Annotated in this window: 12 protein-coding genes; all 12 read left to right on the top strand. The window is 37.9% G+C overall.

Going from position 1 to position 18,943, the window contains the following annotated elements; translation table 11 throughout:
* The first annotated feature begins 459 nt into the window (after positions 1–459).
* The 12 genes from MKY45_RS21715 (at position 460) to MKY45_RS21660 (ending at position 18,900) form a co-directional block, all read left to right on the top strand.
* Positions 460–4,107, top strand: coding sequence for a GH32 C-terminal domain-containing protein (locus MKY45_RS21715; protein ID WP_341173390.1), 3,648 nt, complete (start codon positions 460–462; stop codon positions 4,105–4,107).
* 138 nt (positions 4,108–4,245) lie between these two features.
* Positions 4,246–6,048 carry a cache domain-containing sensor histidine kinase gene (locus MKY45_RS21710; RefSeq protein ID WP_341173389.1) on the top strand — a complete coding sequence of 601 codons (1,803 nt, stop codon included), beginning with the start codon at positions 4,246–4,248 and terminating at the stop codon, positions 6,046–6,048.
* A complete protein-coding gene (locus MKY45_RS21705) occupies positions 6,026–7,621 on the top strand; it encodes a response regulator transcription factor (protein WP_256705284.1) in 1,596 nt (531 codons plus the stop codon). The genes MKY45_RS21710 and MKY45_RS21705 overlap by 23 nt, the downstream gene beginning before the upstream one ends.
* 14 nt (positions 7,622–7,635) lie before the next feature.
* Positions 7,636–8,964 (top strand): ABC transporter substrate-binding protein, encoded by a 1,329-nt coding sequence (locus MKY45_RS21700; protein ID WP_256705283.1) that lies wholly within the window; start codon positions 7,636–7,638, stop codon positions 8,962–8,964.
* A gap of 185 nt (positions 8,965–9,149) precedes the next feature.
* The gene (locus tag MKY45_RS21695) at positions 9,150–9,770 is read left to right on the top strand and encodes a YesL family protein (RefSeq protein WP_256705282.1); all 621 of its coding nucleotides are present in this window, start codon (positions 9,150–9,152) and stop codon (positions 9,768–9,770) included.
* Between the two features lie 306 nt (positions 9,771–10,076).
* The gene (locus MKY45_RS21690) at positions 10,077–10,967 is read left to right on the top strand and encodes an ABC transporter permease (protein ID WP_256706344.1); all 891 of its coding nucleotides are present in this window, start codon (positions 10,077–10,079) and stop codon (positions 10,965–10,967) included.
* A gap of 15 nt (positions 10,968–10,982) precedes the next feature.
* Positions 10,983–11,873, top strand: coding sequence for a carbohydrate ABC transporter permease (locus tag MKY45_RS21685; RefSeq protein ID WP_256705281.1), 891 nt, complete (start codon positions 10,983–10,985; stop codon positions 11,871–11,873).
* A gap of 23 nt (positions 11,874–11,896) precedes the next feature.
* A complete protein-coding gene (locus tag MKY45_RS21680) occupies positions 11,897–13,519 on the top strand; it encodes an extracellular solute-binding protein (protein ID WP_256705280.1) in 1,623 nt (540 codons plus the stop codon).
* A gap of 450 nt (positions 13,520–13,969) precedes the next feature.
* Positions 13,970–14,959 (top strand): LacI family DNA-binding transcriptional regulator, encoded by a 990-nt coding sequence (locus MKY45_RS21675; RefSeq protein ID WP_256705279.1) that lies wholly within the window; start codon positions 13,970–13,972, stop codon positions 14,957–14,959.
* Between the two features lie 104 nt (positions 14,960–15,063).
* A complete protein-coding gene (locus MKY45_RS21670) occupies positions 15,064–15,915 on the top strand; it encodes an ROK family protein (RefSeq protein ID WP_256705278.1) in 852 nt (283 codons plus the stop codon).
* Between the two features lie 248 nt (positions 15,916–16,163).
* Positions 16,164–17,588 (top strand): glycoside hydrolase family 32 protein, encoded by a 1,425-nt coding sequence (locus MKY45_RS21665; protein ID WP_256705277.1) that lies wholly within the window; start codon positions 16,164–16,166, stop codon positions 17,586–17,588.
* 64 nt (positions 17,589–17,652) lie between these two features.
* A complete protein-coding gene (locus MKY45_RS21660; RefSeq protein ID WP_256705276.1) occupies positions 17,653–18,900 on the top strand; it encodes an oligosaccharide MFS transporter in 1,248 nt (415 codons plus the stop codon).
* The last annotated feature ends 43 nt before the right edge of the window (positions 18,901–18,943 follow it).

Raw genomic sequence — 18,943 nt, 5'->3', positions numbered from 1 at the left:
TTTATTAAGTCACCAAATGGTTAGAAACATGGTGAAAACAGTAGGGAAATCACAAGCAAAACAGATTAAGAAATGGTGATATAGGTGGGGGAAGCAGCGTCTTTGTCGGATGGAAAAGAAGATGGTTTTTTCTTTGAATCAGCTGATGATGTGTGTATTCACGGACTTCTAAAGTAATAAATTATAAAGGTGCTTTATGTCAGTATTATGACAACCGCTTGACATATGAAAGCGGTTACCTTATGATGGTTTTGTAATTATATATTTATAAACTTTATGTCAACCGGTTGTCATAAAGTGGAAGTAACGAATCAATGTTTTTCATAACTCATAAAAGGAGGAGTTCCTATCGGTTGGAAAATGATAAGCAAACGTTCTCTGTGGATGATGCTATCTATACTAGCTATAATGTTTATTTGTGATTCAGAAATTGATGCCGCCGATAATAAGGAGGAAGAAATGATTAAAGCTAATACCAATCTACAGAACTGGAACTTGGAAGGCACGGGGGAACTGAGGGATACTGTACAAGGTATCCAGCTTATTTCGGAAGGAAATGAGCAAGCTGTTGCATTTTCTGATACAACTGCTGATGACTTTACCTATGAGGCAGATATCAAAATAGCTGAAACGAAGACCAAAGCTGGTCTTATCTTCCGGGCAAGTGCGATAGAGAAGCAAGGTTATATGATTCAAATAGATCAAGAGAAAGGCAAGATTCAGCTCTTAGATCGACAAAATCTAGATAAGCCTTTAGCGGAAGAAGAAGTTGATTTGGAAACAGGAGAAATATATCATCTCAAAGTAAAAGCAGTTGATCAAAAGTTGCAAGTATACTGGGATAATCAGTATAACGAGATATTAGAAGCAGAGTTAGAAAAGGATGCCGCCGGGGTTTTAGGATTGCAAGCAGAGGATGGAACAGCATATTTTGAGAATGTATATATTAGTGATTTTGCTCATGGTTTAGGTGGGATTATCAAGACAGAAGGGCAGTGGCAGCCGGATATTCAAGGGATTAAAGCCATTGAAAAAGGTGAGCAGACCTTTGAAAAACAGGAAGAGGATTTTGTTTTGGAAGGTGATATTTCATTTGCAGAGAAAGAAGGAGCTGCCGGATTTACTTTCCGAACGAATCAGGAGACTGCGACTGGTTACCAAGTGATATTTGTAAAGAACGATAACCAGATTGAGGTACAGTTGCAGTTACGGGATGGCACTGTGCTGGCAAGTTCAGACCAGCTTTACTCTTCTATCAGCGGAACAAGACACCATATGGAGCTTATTGTGAAAGGTAATCAAATAACTGTTTATCTTGATGGTTATCGTGAGCCGGTAATAGAGCATACAGATGACCAACTTGAAGAGGGTCATATCGGGTTGGTTAATTTATCTGGAACAACTTATTTTGAAAACGTATACGCAGTTAAAACCAATGAATATTTTAAAGAAAATTATCGTCCAAACTACCACTATACACCAGCAAGAGGATCAGTAAGTGATCCCAATGGACTTGTTTATTTTGAAGGGGAATATCATCTCTTTCATCAAGATGGCGGTACATGGTCGCATGCTGTAAGCGAAGATCTCATACACTGGAAGCATTTGCCTACCGCTCTGCCTTGGAATGAGCACGGCCATGTCTGGTCAGGATCGGCTGTAGTAGATGAAGATAATGCGTCCGGCCTTTTTTCCGATACAGGCGGAAAGGGGTTAGTTGCTTATTATACCTCTTTCAATCCTGATCAAGAGAATGGAAACCAGCGAATTGGACTTGCCTATAGTTCCGATAAGGGACGTACATGGGAATATTCGGAAGAACATCCTATTGTGATTGAGAACCCTGGTAAAACAGAAGACGATCCCGGAAGCTGGGATTTCCGTGATCCTAAGGTAGTCCGTGATGAAGAAAATAATCGTTGGGTAATGGTAGTATCCGGAGGCGATCATATTCGCTTTTTTACCTCGGATAATTTGATAGATTGGGAGCATACGGACAGCTTTGGATACGATGATTACGTACGAGGCGGTGTTTGGGAGTGTCCGGACTTATTTGAATTACCAGTAGAAGGAACGGACCAGACCAAATGGGTGTTAATGATCAGTACAGGTGCTAACCCTAATACGGAAGGATCGGATGCAGAATATTTTATTGGTGACTTAACAGAAGAAGGAACATTTATCAATGATAATGAAGCCGGGGATGTATTAAAAACGGATTTTGGCAAAGAATTTTATGCCTCTATGTCTTTTGCTGATATGCCAGATGATCGTCGTATCACCATCGCCTGGATGACAAATTGGGACTATCCATTTGATTTTCCAACAGAAGGCTGGAAAGGACAACTAACGATACCGAGGGAATTAAGGCTGATAGATACAGGGCAGGGAATTAGACTTGCTCAAGCTCCAATAGAAGAGTTAGATTCAATTAGTGAGAACATTTTTGAAACAAGTAATCAACGAGTCAATGAAAATAATGCAGAGAATCTTTTGAAGCAAGTTAATGGTGAATCTTATCAGATCGAAGCAGAAATTGAGATTCCAGCTGACAGTGAAGTATCAGAATTTGGTTTTCAAGTTCGTCAGGGCATCGAAGAAAAAAGTGTGATTGGGTATCATCCGGATGAAGAGCAAATATTTGTTGATCGTTCCGAATCTGGACAAACCGATTTCTCCAATCAATTTACAACACGGCATGAAGCAGATTTAGTGCACGATGGTCAACGTGTAAAATTAAATATTTTCGTAGACAATGGGTCGATCGAGGTGTTTGCAAATGATGGGGAAGTGGTTTTCTCTGATGTTATTTTCCCAGAGGCAGCAAGCAGAGAGATGAGCTTCTATACAGAAAATGGACCTGTAGAGATTATCTCACTGAAAGTAAACCAGTTGAAGAATATTTGGGATCGTCATAATGAAGAAGAGCCTGAAATTATAATTGATACAAGTAAAAGAGAGCTGAATATCGGTGATACCATTTCTCTACAAGCTGCTTTAAAAAATGGAAATGGTAATGGCTCCAATCCACTGAAATGGTCTGTGTCTGATTCGGATGTGATTCAAATTCATTCATCGGATCAGCAGGCTGAATTAGAAGCTGTTGGCGAAGGGGAAGCAGAGGTTACAGTTTCTACACCGAATGAAAAAGTCTCACAAACGATAGAAGTTCAGGTATACGGTGGAGAATTTTATACCAATTTGACAGGCTGGCATTCTGACATTGAGACAGTAAAATGGCTGAAAACAGAAGCAGGAATTCGCGGCTCGCATACAAGTGATGCCAATTATATGGCAGAAGAAACAGGGGGGAATTTCATTTATGAAGCCGATATGACACTGAGTTCGGATGGTGGTGCCGGGGCCATTGTGTTCCGGGCGAGTGAAGATGGCAGCAGTGGATATTATTTTAATTTAGACCCGAATATGAAGGCATTCCGTTTATTCTATAAGGTGAATGGACAATTCGAAGAGCGTATGGTGATCGGCAATGTCCCGGCATTTATTGAGCCGGGAAAAACGTATGCTATCAAAATCGAAGCAGAAGGACCACATATTCGGATTGATGTCGATGGTGAGAATATCATGGATCTTCAGGATGGCGCATTTGCTCAAGGACATTTTGGCTTAAATGTTTTTAATGGGGAAGCGACATATCAAAATGTAGAAATAAACCAGGTCTTAGATGCTGATTTAATGCAAACTGCCTTTACGAATGTGGAAACAGGTCAATCATTATCTGCTGCTAATTTACAAAATGGAGAGCAGGTAGTATTGGGAGAAGAACAAATGATATGGTCCCTAATACCGACAGGAGATGAACAGGGATCGTATTCGATTAGAACAGAGCATAATCAGGCATTTGATTTGGATACCAATCAACAAAAAATCCAGCTATATGATTATCTTGGTTATGACAACCAGCGTTGGCTGATAGAACAATTGGATAATGAAGCTGTGATTATTCGTTCTGTTCATAATGAACAAGTATTGTCGGTAACAGAAGACGGAAAACTTACGCTTACAGAATTACAAGGGGAGCAGGCAAGTTCAAATCAGCAGTGGCAAGTATCAGAAGAAGTATTTTTAGATAATGAAAATGAATAATGTGAAAAAAAGGAAGGCCTGACTCGCCTTCTTTTTTCAAAAATCCAGTATTTATTAACTGTATTTTGTTCTCTTCTTCGTAATGTTATAGTGGAAAAATAGATAGGCAGTTTAGAGACTTATTATGGAGGAATTTATATGTTTTTGTCATTACGTAATAAATTATTTCTTGTTTTTTCTTGTGTACTAACCATTCCTTTTTTAATTTTGTCTCTAATCATGCCGAATCTATTTACAAATTATATAAAGGAACAGACACAAGAGTTGACGATTGGTATGATGGATCAATTTTCCCTTTATATAGACTCGGTTACAATACAGGTGGCTGATGTGGGTCAGCAGGTATTAGCCAATTCCATTACACAGGACTGGCTGCGAGTGAAGAATAGCAGCAATAATGATGATGAAACATTGGAGACGGCCAGATTAATGGTGAAAAGTGAATTGAATGACATGCTTAGTTCAATGATGGTTAATAATTCTAATAATATTTCTATCTCTATTTTCACACATGATGGGGAAGGGATTTGGGGCAACTACCCGCAATTGGATGAAACGGAATGGTATCAGGACTTTATGGAAAATAATAAGACTTTTACTCACTCCCACTTTGATACGAACCAGCAATCCGCGTTAATACGGGAAATGCCGATTAATAGTCATCTCATACCGTTAGTTGACTTAAATACCCTTCAGGATAGCGGGATTATTAAAGTTAATTTCTCCACGGAAATGATAGAAAACTCATTGGAAAAAATTAAAATAGGTGAACATGGTCACACTTTTATTATCGATCATCAGGGTGAAAACGTTTTAACAGGTGAGATTCAAACCCCTCAAGCTATCATTGACAAGTCTTTGAAACAGATAACAAACATGACAGGGAGTCAGGGATTGCTTGAAATAGAAGATGAACAGGAAACCTATCTGATGTTTTATCAACAATTATCGGTAGGGGATTGGATTTTAATTAGTGAAGTCACTGAGGATGATTTATTTTCACATTCCAATCAATTACAGAAAAGTCTGTTGCTATTAAGTATTGGTTTATTTTTAATTACTATTATCGCCTCATTCCTTTTTTCTTCTTCGATTACTGATCCTTTAAGAGGATTGATGAAGGCAATGCGTTACTTGGAAAAAGGGGATTTCAACAACGCACAGAAAGTCATGCCAACTATTCGATCAGAGAATAATGAAATTCGTTATTTATTACAAGTCTTTGATCAGATGGTAAATCGTTTAAAACAGCTGATTGATAGTGAATATAAAACCAATATTCGCAGACGTAATGCGGAATATAAGGCTTTATTGCTGCAAATAAACCCTCATTTTCTTAATAACACACTTGAGATTATTGGAGGCTTAGCGGCACAAGGAAAGAATAAAGAGGTGGTAAATGTAAGTGTTTATTTGGGAAAGATGCTCCGCTACGCATTAAACACAGAATCGGATCTGGTGACAATGGCAGAAGAAATACAATATATCCGTAATTATGCTGAAATTCTTAAGCTTCGGTATGGAGGAGACCTTCAGATAACCATTGAAGAGGATCAACAGACAAAAGAATTTCCGATTATTAAATTTATTATCCAGCCATTAGTGGAAAATGCAGTGAAATATAGTTTGATTTCTAAAAATCATGCCAATGTGGAGATAAGAGCCAAGTATCAAGATAATCAGTTAACATTGCAAATTGCAGATGATGGTGTTGGGATATCGGATGAAATGATTCAAAGTTTATCGATTAGTAATCAAGCCGAAACCTTGGAGAGCAGCGGCAACAGTATTGGACTAAAAAATGTGTTGGATCGCTTGCATTTATATTATGGGGATCAATTCAACTATCATATTGAATCAGAATTAAACAAAGGGACGATTATCACCTTACAAATAGCAGAGGAAAGGAAGGCTAAGAATGAGAAACGTCTTGATCGTTGATGACGAAATCCAAATTCGCAAAGGATTACAATGGAAAGTAGATTGGGAGGAATTAGGATTTCAGGTTGTGGCAGAAGCGGCTAATGGGGAAGAAGCATTAGCATGTCTTGAGGAGCAGGAAGTAGTCTTAGTAATGACCGATGTTCGGATGCCAATTATGGATGGGATAGAACTATCCAGACATTGCCAAGAGAAATATCCACATACCAAAGTAATTGTATTATCTGGTTATGCCGATTTTGAATATGTGAAAAGCTCGATGAAAAAAGGAGTAAGAGATTATTTACTTAAACCGGTGGATCCGGAAGAATTGATAGAGGTATTGCAACGGATGAAGGAGGAAATTGATCAAGATCGCAGTAAACAGTCTGAATTGGATCAAGTGAAACGTTTAGCGCGGACACAGTTACAGGAAGTACAAGAACGATATCTATTGTCGCTGGTGAAAGAAGAATGGTTGCAGTTTAGCCTAGTAAAAGAGCGTCTTGAGCAGTTAAAACTTGATATGTTGCTTCAGGAGGATTTAACGGCTCAATTTATTAGCGTTGCAGTGAGAGATTTTAGCAACCAAACAAATCGAGTGAACGAATTGCAGATGACATTTCAAATGCTTTGCAAAGAATTGGCAGAGTCAAAACCGGGTATATTTGCTTTTTATGATCTGAGTTATACGAATATGATGCATTTTCTTGTTGTATTAGATCAAGGTTTTGATAACTATCCAGACCAATTAACGAAAATGATTCAGCATCAAATAAAAACACTTTTAAAATTAGAAACAGTGATTGGAATTGGCAATCCGGTAACTGGTTTGTCAGAGTTGAAGACGGGCTACATTTCCAGTTTGCTCTCATGGAGTCAAAGTCAGTTAGGTCGTCACTCGCAAGTAATTGATGAGCATGGGAGAAAAGAAGAGCTGATAGATTTTTCTCCGTACCTGGAGAAGCATATTATTAATGCTATTGAGCAGACAAATATGTCCAGGTTTCATAAGGAGTTAGAATCTTTGGTGGGTGAAACAACAACCCAATCGGTATTATCCTTTTCAATTGTTGCAAACCGGATTCTATTTTGTCTAGGGTCCATTGCTAAAAAATATAATGTGGATAACAGTAATACACAACGACTTATTTGGCGGTGCCAACAAGTTATTTGGCAATTAAATGTCCAAAGTAAAGTCATAGCTTATCTTACTGAGCTTGCTAATTTAATCGTTGATCAGATTCGCAATACAAGAACAACGGATGGCAAACAGATTGTCGATGGAGTCCGTCGCTATATTGAGCAGTATTATGGGAGTGATATTTCGCTGACAACGTTGTCTGAGCTTTTTCATATTAATAGCGCTTATTTATCAGAAATTTTCAAAGCGCAAATCGGCAAGAATTTTAGTGAATATTTAACAGAGGTACGAGTTAAAGAGGCGAAGAAATTTCTGAAAGACTCGCACTTGAAAATAATTGATGTGGCTAATCTTGTTGGGTTTTCTAGCTCTTCCTATTTTAGTATTGTCTTTAAGAAACATGTAAACGAAACTCCAGCTAATTATAGAAAGACATTCAATTCGGAATAAAAGGGTGATGTATCATGAGGAAAATAATTTATTACAGCTTATTTGTAATATTAGTGAGTGTTGTCATCGGTTATCTGATTGTATTGGTACAACCTTTGTCTATACAAGATGAAGAGGAAGAATCCGAACAGAATGAAGAGCAAGAGGATGTTGTAAAGTTAACGTTTTGGCGTAATTATGGAAATGCGGCAGAGAATAAGGCCTATAATGAGATTATAGAGGATTTTCATCAATCCCACCCTCATATTCGTGTTACTATGCAAAATATTGAGTATTCCAATTATGAAGTAGAGCTGAGGACAGAACTAGTTACTGGTACGGGGCCAGATATTATGGCAATTGACAGTCCCTATACAGCTTTATATGCAGAGGCGGGTCTTCTGATGTCGTTAAATGAATTTTTGACAGAGGAAGATGGTTTAGAAGATTTCTCTGAGAACATTATTGAAGGATTAACTTATAAAGACCAGTTGTATCTAATGCCATTAATAGAATCGAGTATTGCCTTGTATTACAATATAAATCTGCTGGAAGAAGCGAATCTTCCTTTTCCAGATAGTGACCCTGCTAACCCAATGACATGGGAAGAAACTGTCGGGTTATTGAAGGAAGGCCAGCGACCAGAAGAAAGGATTTATGGTATTGATCCAGCCCAAGGATTTGGAAGTGGAGAGGCGCCTGCATATTTCAAACTTCCGATTATCTGGCAATTTGGCGGGGAAGTGGTTAGTCCTGATGTGACAACAGCAAGCGGATACTTAGATTCAGAAGAAACAATGGAGGCACTGCAATTTTATCAGGATTTATATCATAAAGACAAAGTAGCCGTTAGAGAACTTCCAGCTGATGTCTTTGAAAATGGTCAATTGTTGATGACGGTACTTGGTACATGGGCAATAAAGGATTTGGAGGAAAAAGGATTGAAGCTGGGGGAGGACTTTGGCATTGCCCCACTTCCAAAATCAACATATCAAGTTGTTCCCAATGGCAGCTGGGCGCTTGGTATACTGGCCAGCACGGATCACCCTGAGAAGGCATGGGAGTTTATCCGCTATGTAACGAGTTATGAGTCTATGAAGAAATATAGCTCTATCACGGGAGAAGTTCCTGCTCGTTATTCTGTAGCTGAAGATCTACCTGTATTTAATACCTACCCTTATAACATCTTTGCAGAGCAAGCTTATTCTTATTCCAGAAATCGTCCTATCACGCCTGCCTATCCTGATATAAGTATAGCGCTTAAAAAGCTGTTTGAAGATGTCGGTCTGGCGAATAAGGATGTAGAAGCTTCTGTGGAAGAAGCGGTAGAAACCATTAATCAGCGACTTAGGGAAGCCGATTAATTTTTTTAATTCTGAGCCAAAGATTTTATAATATCTATTCCAAAAATATTGCAATCGATCGTCCTGCTTTTTTGATACAGTGATTACAAAGTAAATCTTTAATCAGTGGAGATTTTCTTCGCTGTAAGATAAATGAATCAGCTTATTACTGGCTGTTATTCTGCGATAAAGAAAGGGTGGGCAATGTGATTGAAAAAAGATGGTATATGCGGATAGGTACTCTTGGCTTCAATTTAATTTATTTAAACCTATTATGGGTCGTATTTACTCTGGTAGGCGGTATTGTCTTTGGTATCTTTCCGGCAACAGCAGCTCTGTTTGCCGTTGTAAGGAAAATGATTCTGGAAGACGAAGATGCAGCTGTATTACCAGAGTTTATTATTCATTTTAAAGCTTCATTTAAGACATCGAATATACTCGGGTATGTAGGTTCTTTTATCGGCTTATTCTTGTTAATAGATTTTCGTATTGTCCAGAATATTAGCAATGAGAGCGTGCAAGTATTGTTATTTAACCTTATTGTTGTCATTGGTATATTTTATCTGGTAGCTATGCATTATATCTTTCCGGTATATGTTCATTTTGATTTAAAATGGAATGAATATTTCCGGTATGCTTGCATATTGACGATTGCCCGTCCTTTGCAAACGATTATGTTAGTTGCTTTTGTTGCGGCAGTTGTCTATCTATATATACTCGTCCCGGCATTAGTTTTCATACTCGGTGCCAGCTTTATGAGCTTTGTTATGATGAAAATCGCCTCATTATCATTTCCTAAGAAGCAGATTTTACATGAATCCACATAATTAGATGAGCCTGCGAAGTAATAGTGTCTCTTTTTACTTCGCAGTTTTTTGTTTCTTGCAGTTGTGATAAATCTTCTTTTTCTCCTCATAGTAATATTTCAGAATCTGGGTTATTAACCGAAGATTTTATAATCTATCGCCCTAAAATATTGAAATAAAACGCATACAAACTTTGCTATATTTAGACTATGAAATAGTAACAACAAAATGTAGAGCTTGAGTAAAGGAGGGGTTTAGGTGGCAACGTCAAAGTCAGATACATTACCCAGCAGCACGCCGCCGGTAAAGAAAAAGAAAAATGGACCGCTGGCGTATATCCGAAAAAATTATATTCTTTATTTATTTTTATTACCAGCTATTGTTTTAGTCTTTATTTTTAATTATATCCCAATGTATGGAGTGACCATAGCTTTTAAAGATTTCAGTCCGTTAAGAGGGATATGGGAGAGCGAATGGGTCGGATTAGAGCATTTTCGTAATTTCTTAGAATCACCTAATTTTCACCAAATTTTCATGAATACGATTAAATTAAGTGCCTTTGAACTATTAATTGGATTTCCTGTTCCGATTATACTGGCATTGATGCTGAACCAATTAAGACGAGCAAGTGTTAAAAAGAATATCCAGTTAATTATTTATGCACCACATTTTATATCCGTCGTTGTTATTGCAGGAATGGTTTTTATTTTCTTGTCTCCGGCTGGTCCCTTAAATACTGTACTTGGCTTAGTAATAGATCAACCAATTTCATTTATGTCTGAACCTGAATACTTCCGGACAATTTTCATTGCTTCAGGAATTTGGCAGGGAGCAGGGTTTGCTTCAATTATCTACGTAGCAGCTCTTTCTAATGTTAATCCAGAATTACATGATGCAGCAACAATTGATGGGGCATCTTTATTGCAGAGAATCCGTCATATTGACTTACAGGCATTGAAACCAACAATGACCGTATTGTTTATTTTGGCAGTTGGGGGAATTATGTCAATCGGTTTTGAAAAGGCTTACTTGCTTCAAACTTCAATGAACTTACCAGCTTCAGAGATTATTGATACATTTGTCTACAAGCGGGGGTTACAAGCAGCAGATTGGTCTTTTGGAGCAGCGGTTGGATTATTTAATTCCATTATAAGTTTAATCTTATTGATTACGGTAAACTTTATCGTGAAAAAACTTAATGGAGAAACATTGTATTAGGGAGGAGGCAGTTTCATGGATAATAAATTAATTAATAATTCCAAGTCTGATAGATTTATCTTATTTATTAACAAAGTTTTGTTGAGCCTTATTGTACTAATCGTAACTGTCCCTCTTTTGTATGTGTTGCTGGGTTCCTTTCTGCAGCCAGATGTATTGTTGACCCGGGGAATTTCTTTTGATCCAAATCATTGGACGATAGATGGGTATGTTCGTATCTTTCAAGATGGAACAATTATGAGAGGCTTTCTAAATTCTATTCTATATGCAACTGGATTTACATTGGTATCCGTCGTATTCACAATTATGGCTGGTTACTCCCTCTCTGTGGATGAGTTAGTTGGTAAAAAGATAATTATGATCTTTTTCATTATTACCATGTTTTTTAATGGTGGTATGGTCCCTACGTATTTATTAGTGAGAGAATTAGGCATGCTTAATACTCCTTGGGCAATTATTTTGCCAGGTGCGATTACGGTTTGGAATATTATTCTAGCGAGAACATATTTTAAAGGGTTGCCAAAAGGGTTAATGGAGGCAGCAAGGATAGACGGTGCTTCAGATACAAGAATATTTTTAAGTATTATTCTACCATTGTCAAAACCGATTATCTTTGTATTAGCTTTATACTCTTTTATTGGTCAATGGAATGCCTATTTTGATGCAATGATCTATTTGGAAGATAGAAGTCTGTATCCATTACAGTTAATTTTGCGTGATATTTTAATCCAAAGTGAAGTGGAACCAGGTATGATTGGAGATCAAATGGCAAGAGCAGAATTGCAGCGTTTGGCAGAAATGATTAAATACTCAGCAATTATTATAGCAAGTCTGCCGTTAATGATTATGTACCCATTTTTCCAAAAGTACTTTGAAAAAGGCGTTATGGTTGGATCATTAAAATAATATATAAAGTGAGGGTTAAAAGTATGAGAGGATTATATCATTATTTAGCGGCAGGCATAATTGTTAGTTTGCTAATCATGGCAGGATGCAGCAGCGGTAATCAAGCATCATCAGAGGATTATGAATTAAGTGACATCACCTTTCCGTTAGAGGAGGACGATATCAGCTTAAAATTTATTACGGAAAGTTCGCCAATGGCTCCTGAAGATCCTAATGATAAGTTGATTTTACAACGTTTAGAGGAAGCGTCCGGAGTTCATATTGAATGGAAGAATTTTACTGGTGAATCCTTTGCAGAACAGCGTAATCTGGCAGTTGCAAGCGGTGACTTGCCAGATGCAATTATGAATACGGGTTATAGTGATTATGAATTATTGGATTTGGCTGCTGATGAAGCGATTATTCCAGTAGAAGATTTAATCGATCAATATATGCCTAATTTACAGGCTGTGTTAGAGGAAGCGCCGGAATATCGTGCTATGATGACTGCGCCAGATGGTCATATCTATGCCTTCCCTTGGATTGAGGAATTAGGTTCTGGTAAAGAAAGTATTCATTCCTTAGACGCTACAGGATGGATTAATGTGAAATGGTTAGATGAGTTAGGTTTGGAGATGCCTTCCACAACTGAAGAGTTAAAAGAAGCATTAATTGCCTTCAAGGAAAATGATATGGCGGGAGACGGTCAAACGATTCCGTTATCGTTTATGATTAGTCATGGTGGAGAAGATGTCTCCTTCTTATTCTCACCATTTGGTGAAGGAGAAAACTGGGATCATACCGTAGTAACCAATGAGGATGAGGTCCTTTTCACCTCTGCACAAGAAGGATATAAAGATGCTATTAACTATTTAAATGAATTATATGAATTAGACTTAATTGATATAGAAGCTTTTGAGCAAGAGTGGAATACGTATTTGGCAAAAGGACAAGAAGGGCGTTATGGCTTATACTTTACATGGGATATGGCAAATATCTCTGGCACGGAAGATTATGAAATGCTTCCTCCATTAGAAGGACCGGATGGACGTACGCACGTTGCACGTTCCAATGGAATGGGCTTTGATCGTTCGCGTATGGTTATTACATCCGCCAACCAGAATTTGGAACTAACCGCAAAGTGGATTGATCAGCTATATGATCCGATTCAATCCGTACAAAATAACTGGGGAACTTTTGGCGATGAAGAGAAGCAGAATATCTTTGAATATGACGAAAATGAGGATATGTTGAGACACTTGCCATTAGAAGGTACAGCACCAGTGGAATTACGTGAGGAAACATCTATTGGGGGACCGTTAGCGGTTCTGGACAGCTACTATGACGATGTAACCACTATGCCAGACGATGCCGCGTGGCGATTAGATCAGTTGCATGAAACATTAGTGCCTTATATGAATAATGATAGTATCTATCCGAATGTATTTATGTCTTTGGAAGAGTTAAACCAACTTTCTGATATAGAAGCAGATTTATTCCCATATGTAGAGCGTAAAAAGGCGGAGTGGATTACCAATGGTAGGGCAGATGAAGAATGGGACGATTATCTTGAAGAATTAGACCGTTTAGGTTATCAGGAATGGTTAGAGATTAAGCAAAATGCTTATGATCGAAATGCGGAAGTAGAGGCAGAAGTTGTAGAATAATTCAGGTTTGGTCGATAGTGAAAGTGTAACAAAGCCGGGATTTTATGCAATAATCCTTCAAAAAGGCAATAAAGAAATGGATGGGCATCGTTTTTTGAAAAGATATCAAGAATGAGAAAAAGGTTATTTTCCTATATAAACTGGAGGATGGCCTTTTTGATTTTATAATTATAGAGTTGACTAAAAATAGGTGGGAAAAATGAATTATAGAGGATGTTTAAAAAGTCCATAAATGATAAGTGGAATCTCTACGTTGTTATGATTTTACCGAGAAGACTATGGCTACTCGTCTTATTAAGGCCGTTGTTCTCTTATTAAGACTGCTGTTTTAGGACATTTACTATGTTATCTAGGAAAACAAAATCAAGCATACCGTTCTTTACTTAACTAAAGAAAACTTATATGCTTAAGGAGAGATAACGAAAGCGGGTTTAAAGGAGAAGAGTTTATATGAAACCTAAAATCGAGGATGTCGCGAAGGTTGCTGGTGTATCTCCAACAACAGTTTCTCGGGTATTGAATGACAGGGGGTATATCAGCAGCAAAACGAAAGAAAAAGTGTTTGCAGCGATGAAGGAAATTAACTATGTACCCAATGACCTTGCACGTTCTTTATATAATAAGCGCAGCTACTTAATCGGCGTAATTGTTCCTTCAACTAGTCATCCTTTTTTTGGAGAATTGGTTGCGCATATTGAAAACATTTGTAATGAAAAAAGCTATAAAGTGTTGCTCTGTAACAGTTTACATGAAGCAGACAAGGAAAAAAAATATTGGGAAATGTTACGCCGTAATCAAGTGGATGGTGTTATTGTTGTCACGTATAACCGCGGGTTAGTTGATAAAAATCAGCAATTTCCTGCGGTTGCAATTGACCATTACTTATCAGAGAATATTCATGTTGTTAGCTCAGATAACTTTCAAGGTGGGGAAATCGCAAGTAAGGAACTGATAGAAGCTGGGTGCAAGAAAATTATTCATATTAATGGAGATGCTAATTTGGAAACGCCGGCAAATAACAGACAATATGCTTATGAAAAAGTGATGAAAGAAGCTGGCAGAACCCCAGAAACCTACCATGTTCCAGATGTCGCCTTTTTGGAAAGCAATATTGATGTTATCAAGAAGCTTTTCAGAGAGAACCCAGATGTAGATGGGATATTCGCAAGTGATGATTTATTGGCTATTCGTACATTGCAGTATGCGGAGGGCTTAGGCTACCGTGTGCCAGAGGATTTAAAAATTATTGGGTATGATGGAACTGATTTTATGCGTTCTATTTATCCCAACCTTAGTACGATTATCCAGCCAACCTATCAAATTGCAGAGAATGCCGTAGAAACATTAATCCAAGAAATTGATGGGAATCCGCAAGCGATAAAAGAAAAAACATTACCAGTCTCGTTTTGGGAAGGGAAAACAACAAGACGTGCAACCTAAAGTTATCTTTAAATCTCTCTTTAGAAAAAAGGTGAAATAGCACCTTGTTGCGAAAATCTGCTATAATAATCGAATGATACTAGACGTAAGGAGTGTTATCCAAGATGATAGGAGCAATTGAAGCAGGTGGAACAAAGTTTGTATGTGCAGTGGGGAATCCCGACGGAACGATTTTAGATCAAACTGCTTTTCCGACGACAACGCCTGAAGAAACATTAGCGAAAGTGGAAGAATTTTTTTCAAAGCATCCGATAGAAAAAATGGGGGTAGGAGCTTTTGGACCGATCAATTTACGTGCTGACAGTGAAAACTATGGCGCAATTGAAAATACGCCAAAGATTCCTTGGCGTCATTATCCGCTTTTGCAAGAGCTTAAAAAACGTTTTAATATTCCGGTAGCCATCAATACAGATGTTATTGCTTCAAGCATGGGAGAGTATGAATACGGTATTGGGAAAGATGTCTCCAGCTGCCTTTACATAACAGTAGGTACAGGTATTGGCGCAGGACTTGTTCTGGACGGGAAGCCATTTCAAGGGAAAAACCATTCGGAAATGGGCCATGTTTTATTAAAAAAACATCCAGAAGATGATTTTGAAGGAGCGTGTCCGAGCCATGGGACTTGCTTAGAGGGATTAGCTGCTGGACCGGCAATTGAAGCGCGTTATGGTCGCAAGGGAGCAGAGTTAGCTGATGAGGATCATGTTTGGGAAGTAGAAGCATACTATCTTGCACAGGCAATATTGGATTATTTTGTTATCCTTTCTCCAGAAAAAATTATTCTTGGCGGAGGAGTAATGAAGCAGGAAAAGCTCTATCCAATGATTCGTGAAAAATTTATGGAATTGTTGAACGGCTATATAGAAGTAGAAAATGTAAATGACTTGATTGTTGCTCCAGGATTAAATGATGAGCAAGGCGTCAAGGGCTGTATTGCTTTAGCATTAAAAGAATAGATATTAGCAGAGATGAATCAAAGGCTGGTTAGGCTCCTTGACTCATCTCTTTTTTATACATGAAGAAAGGATATGAAAAAATAAGGCTAGAAACAATACGGAAAGTGTTTTCAAAATAAATTATAAAAATCAATGTCAACCGGTTGACATATTTCTGAAAATATAAGATGATAGTACGTAAGAAATGACTGACACCGTTTTCAATTATTTTCATAAGGATAAATTAAATTTATAGAGAGGGAGATTACATGATATATCAAGAAAAACATCGTCCGCAATTACATTTCACACCAAAGGAAAATTGGATGAATGACCCAAATGGTCTCGTTTATTACGAAGGAGAGTATCATTTATTTTACCAGTACAATCCACACGGCAATGATCACGCAAATATGAACTGGGGACATGCAACAAGTACAGACCTGTATCATTGGGAAGAGCATGGGGTTGCGTTAGCACCAGATGAATTGGGAACGATTTTCTCAGGATCAGCAGTCGTAGATAAAAATAATACGAGTGGTTTGTTTGAAAGCGATTCCGGTGGATTAGTTGCTATTTTCACACATGATGGTGCAAGTCAGCAGCAAAGTATCGCTTACAGCAAGGACAAGGGAAGAACGTGGATCAAATATGAGGGGAACCCAGTTCTTCCAAACACAGAAATAAAAGATTTTCGTGATCCAAAGGTTTCCTGGCATGAAGAAAGCAAGCAATGGGTCATGGTATTGGCTTGTGGGGACCATATCCAGTTTTATGGCTCGCCAAATCTAATTGATTGGACCTATCTATCTTCATTTGGAAAAGAATATCCTTCCTATATCGGTGTCTGGGAGTGTCCGGACCTGCTTTATTTACCAGTAGAGAACAATTCTAAAAAAGAATGGATACTTATTGTAAGCATCAATGCAGACGGTCCTAACGGCGGTTCCGCAGTGTATTATTTTACTGGAACTTTTGATGGGAAAGAATTTCACCCGAATGAAACACCGCAAGATGAACTGAAATGGGCAGATGCAGGAAAAGATTTTTATGCAGCTGTCAGCTGGGACAATACAGAGGATACTTACTGGGTCGGCTGGATGAATAACTGGCAGTATGCGGGAGTTGTCCCGGTCTCGCCATGGCGCAGCGCAATGAGTCTGGCGCGGAAGCTTTCCTTATTTGAAAAAGATGGAAGTCTCTTATTGAAGCAAGAGGCCATCACCGCAGATAATAGCAGGGAAGAGGTTTCTTATAGAGATGAAACTGTTCATCCTGGTAAGCCGGAAAGCTACGAAATTAGTGATACTGCCCAAGTAGATTTGCAGGTTTCAACAGCATCAGCTAGTACGAAGTGGAGCGTGCAATTAGTTACAGATCAAGATGAAGCTTTCCGATTAGAATTAGACTATAAAGAAGATGCTTATACATTCTATCGTACGGATGGGCTGGTTGACTTTTCAGCAGATTTTCCGAAAGAAATAAAAGGCAGTTTACATGGAATGGATGTTCAGAATCTGAAAGTAATTATTGACAGATCATCTGCAGAAATCTTTTTAAATGATGGTTTAACTGTATCAACAAACTTGATTTATCCAGAAGGAACAGTAACAAAGCTGGAAATTTCTACAGTAAATGAAAAGCTGCAATTAGACACTGTCACATGGACAAAGCTGCATTCTATTTGGAAATAAACATAACTGAATGAAGGAGTAAGAAAAGCTCCTTCTTGCTTTACAAAGAAAGGATTTAATAAATATGGATTTTTTAAAAAATAGTAAATATTGGTTCTCATCTGGCTATCTATTTTTCTTCTTTATCACATGGTCTATCTGGTGGTCTTTCTATGCGATTTGGTTGAATAACAGTCTTGGACTAACAGGAGCACAAGTCGGAACAATCTACTCGTTTAACTCATTCTTTTCTTTATTCTTCATGATTCTTTATGGATATATGCAGGATAAATTGGGGACGAAGAAAAATCTTGTCTGGATACAGAGTGTGGTACTTGTTCTTATTGCACCATTTGTTATTTATGTCTATGAGCCATTACTTTTGAATAATTTTTACTTAGGAGCAGCTTTGGGTGCTATCTATTTAGGCGCAGGGTTTATAGCAGGCGCAGGATTTTTGGAATCCTTTACAGAAAAACTCAGCCGTAAATACGATTTTGAATTTGGTAAAGCACGGATGTGGGGTTCATTAGGCTACGCTGTTTCTGCTATTGGCGCAGGGGCATTAATGAGTATTAATCCACATATTAATTTCTGGATTGCATCGGGAACAGGAATTATCTTTCTTTTGATTAATGTATTTTTTAAAGTGGAGGTTACGAAAACAGAAGAAAAAAGTGTCTCCAATATATCAATGAAAGATATTCGCTTTTTAGTTTCAAATAAAGTATTTTGGTTTTTAATTATTTATCTGTTTGGAACCGTATGTATTTATACGGTATATGATCAGCAGCTTTTCCCAGTTTACTTTGTAAGCCTATTCTCCGGGACAGGTACGGATGGGAACACCGTTTACGGAATTCTGAACTCTATACAAGTATTTGTCGAAGCGATTTTCTTATTCCTGGCACCATTTATTGTGAACAAAGTCGGAATTAAGCGCTCGCTTGTATTGGCAGGAAGTATCATGGCTTTTCGTATCATTGGTTCCGCCATGGTAACAGGCGGATTTGGTATTTCATTCATGAAAATGCTTCACGCAGTGGAATTACCGATTTTATTGATTGCGGTATTTAAATATATTGCTGCGAACTTCGATGTGCGGTTATCTGCAACGGTTTATCTCATCGGCTTTAAGGTCTCCAGTGAAATTGGGGTTATCATTTTCTCTGCATTAGTCGGCTGGATTTATGATTTGACCAACTACGAAACGACCTTCTATATTTTAGGCTCCATTGTAGTATTATTTGTTATCTTCTCGATTTTTGCATTGAATAACAATGATAAAGAACAAAAATTAGATGAGCATGAATTTGCGATGGCAAAGGAATAAATAAAGAGCAATGAGCTGTGTTGAAATACATATAGTTCATTGC

The sequence above is a fragment of the Oceanobacillus sp. FSL K6-0251 genome (assembly GCF_038004725.1).
Taxonomy (GTDB): domain Bacteria; phylum Bacillota; class Bacilli; order Bacillales; family Amphibacillaceae; genus Oceanobacillus; species Oceanobacillus oncorhynchi.
The sequence above is the reverse complement of the archived record's forward strand: the minus strand, read 5'-3'. Positions and strand labels throughout refer to the sequence as shown.

What these genes read in the sequence shown, in the direction of transcription:
- MKY45_RS21715 (WP_341173390.1), top strand. Translation starts at nt 460, where the DNA reads ATGATTAAAGCTAATACCAATCTACAGAACTGGAACTTGGAAGGCACG.
- MKY45_RS21710 (WP_341173389.1), top strand. Translation starts at nt 4,246, where the DNA reads ATGTTTTTGTCATTACGTAATAAATTATTTCTTGTTTTTTCTTGTGTA.
- MKY45_RS21705 (WP_256705284.1), top strand. Translation starts at nt 6,026, where the DNA reads ATGAGAAACGTCTTGATCGTTGATGACGAAATCCAAATTCGCAAAGGA.
- MKY45_RS21700 (WP_256705283.1), top strand. Translation starts at nt 7,636, where the DNA reads ATGAGGAAAATAATTTATTACAGCTTATTTGTAATATTAGTGAGTGTT.
- MKY45_RS21685 (WP_256705281.1), top strand. Translation starts at nt 10,983, where the DNA reads ATGGATAATAAATTAATTAATAATTCCAAGTCTGATAGATTTATCTTA.
- MKY45_RS21680 (WP_256705280.1), top strand. Translation starts at nt 11,897, where the DNA reads ATGAGAGGATTATATCATTATTTAGCGGCAGGCATAATTGTTAGTTTG.
- MKY45_RS21675 (WP_256705279.1), top strand. Translation starts at nt 13,970, where the DNA reads ATGAAACCTAAAATCGAGGATGTCGCGAAGGTTGCTGGTGTATCTCCA.
- MKY45_RS21670 (WP_256705278.1), top strand. Translation starts at nt 15,064, where the DNA reads ATGATAGGAGCAATTGAAGCAGGTGGAACAAAGTTTGTATGTGCAGTG.
- MKY45_RS21665 (WP_256705277.1), top strand. Translation starts at nt 16,164, where the DNA reads ATGATATATCAAGAAAAACATCGTCCGCAATTACATTTCACACCAAAG.
- MKY45_RS21660 (WP_256705276.1), top strand. Translation starts at nt 17,653, where the DNA reads ATGGATTTTTTAAAAAATAGTAAATATTGGTTCTCATCTGGCTATCTA.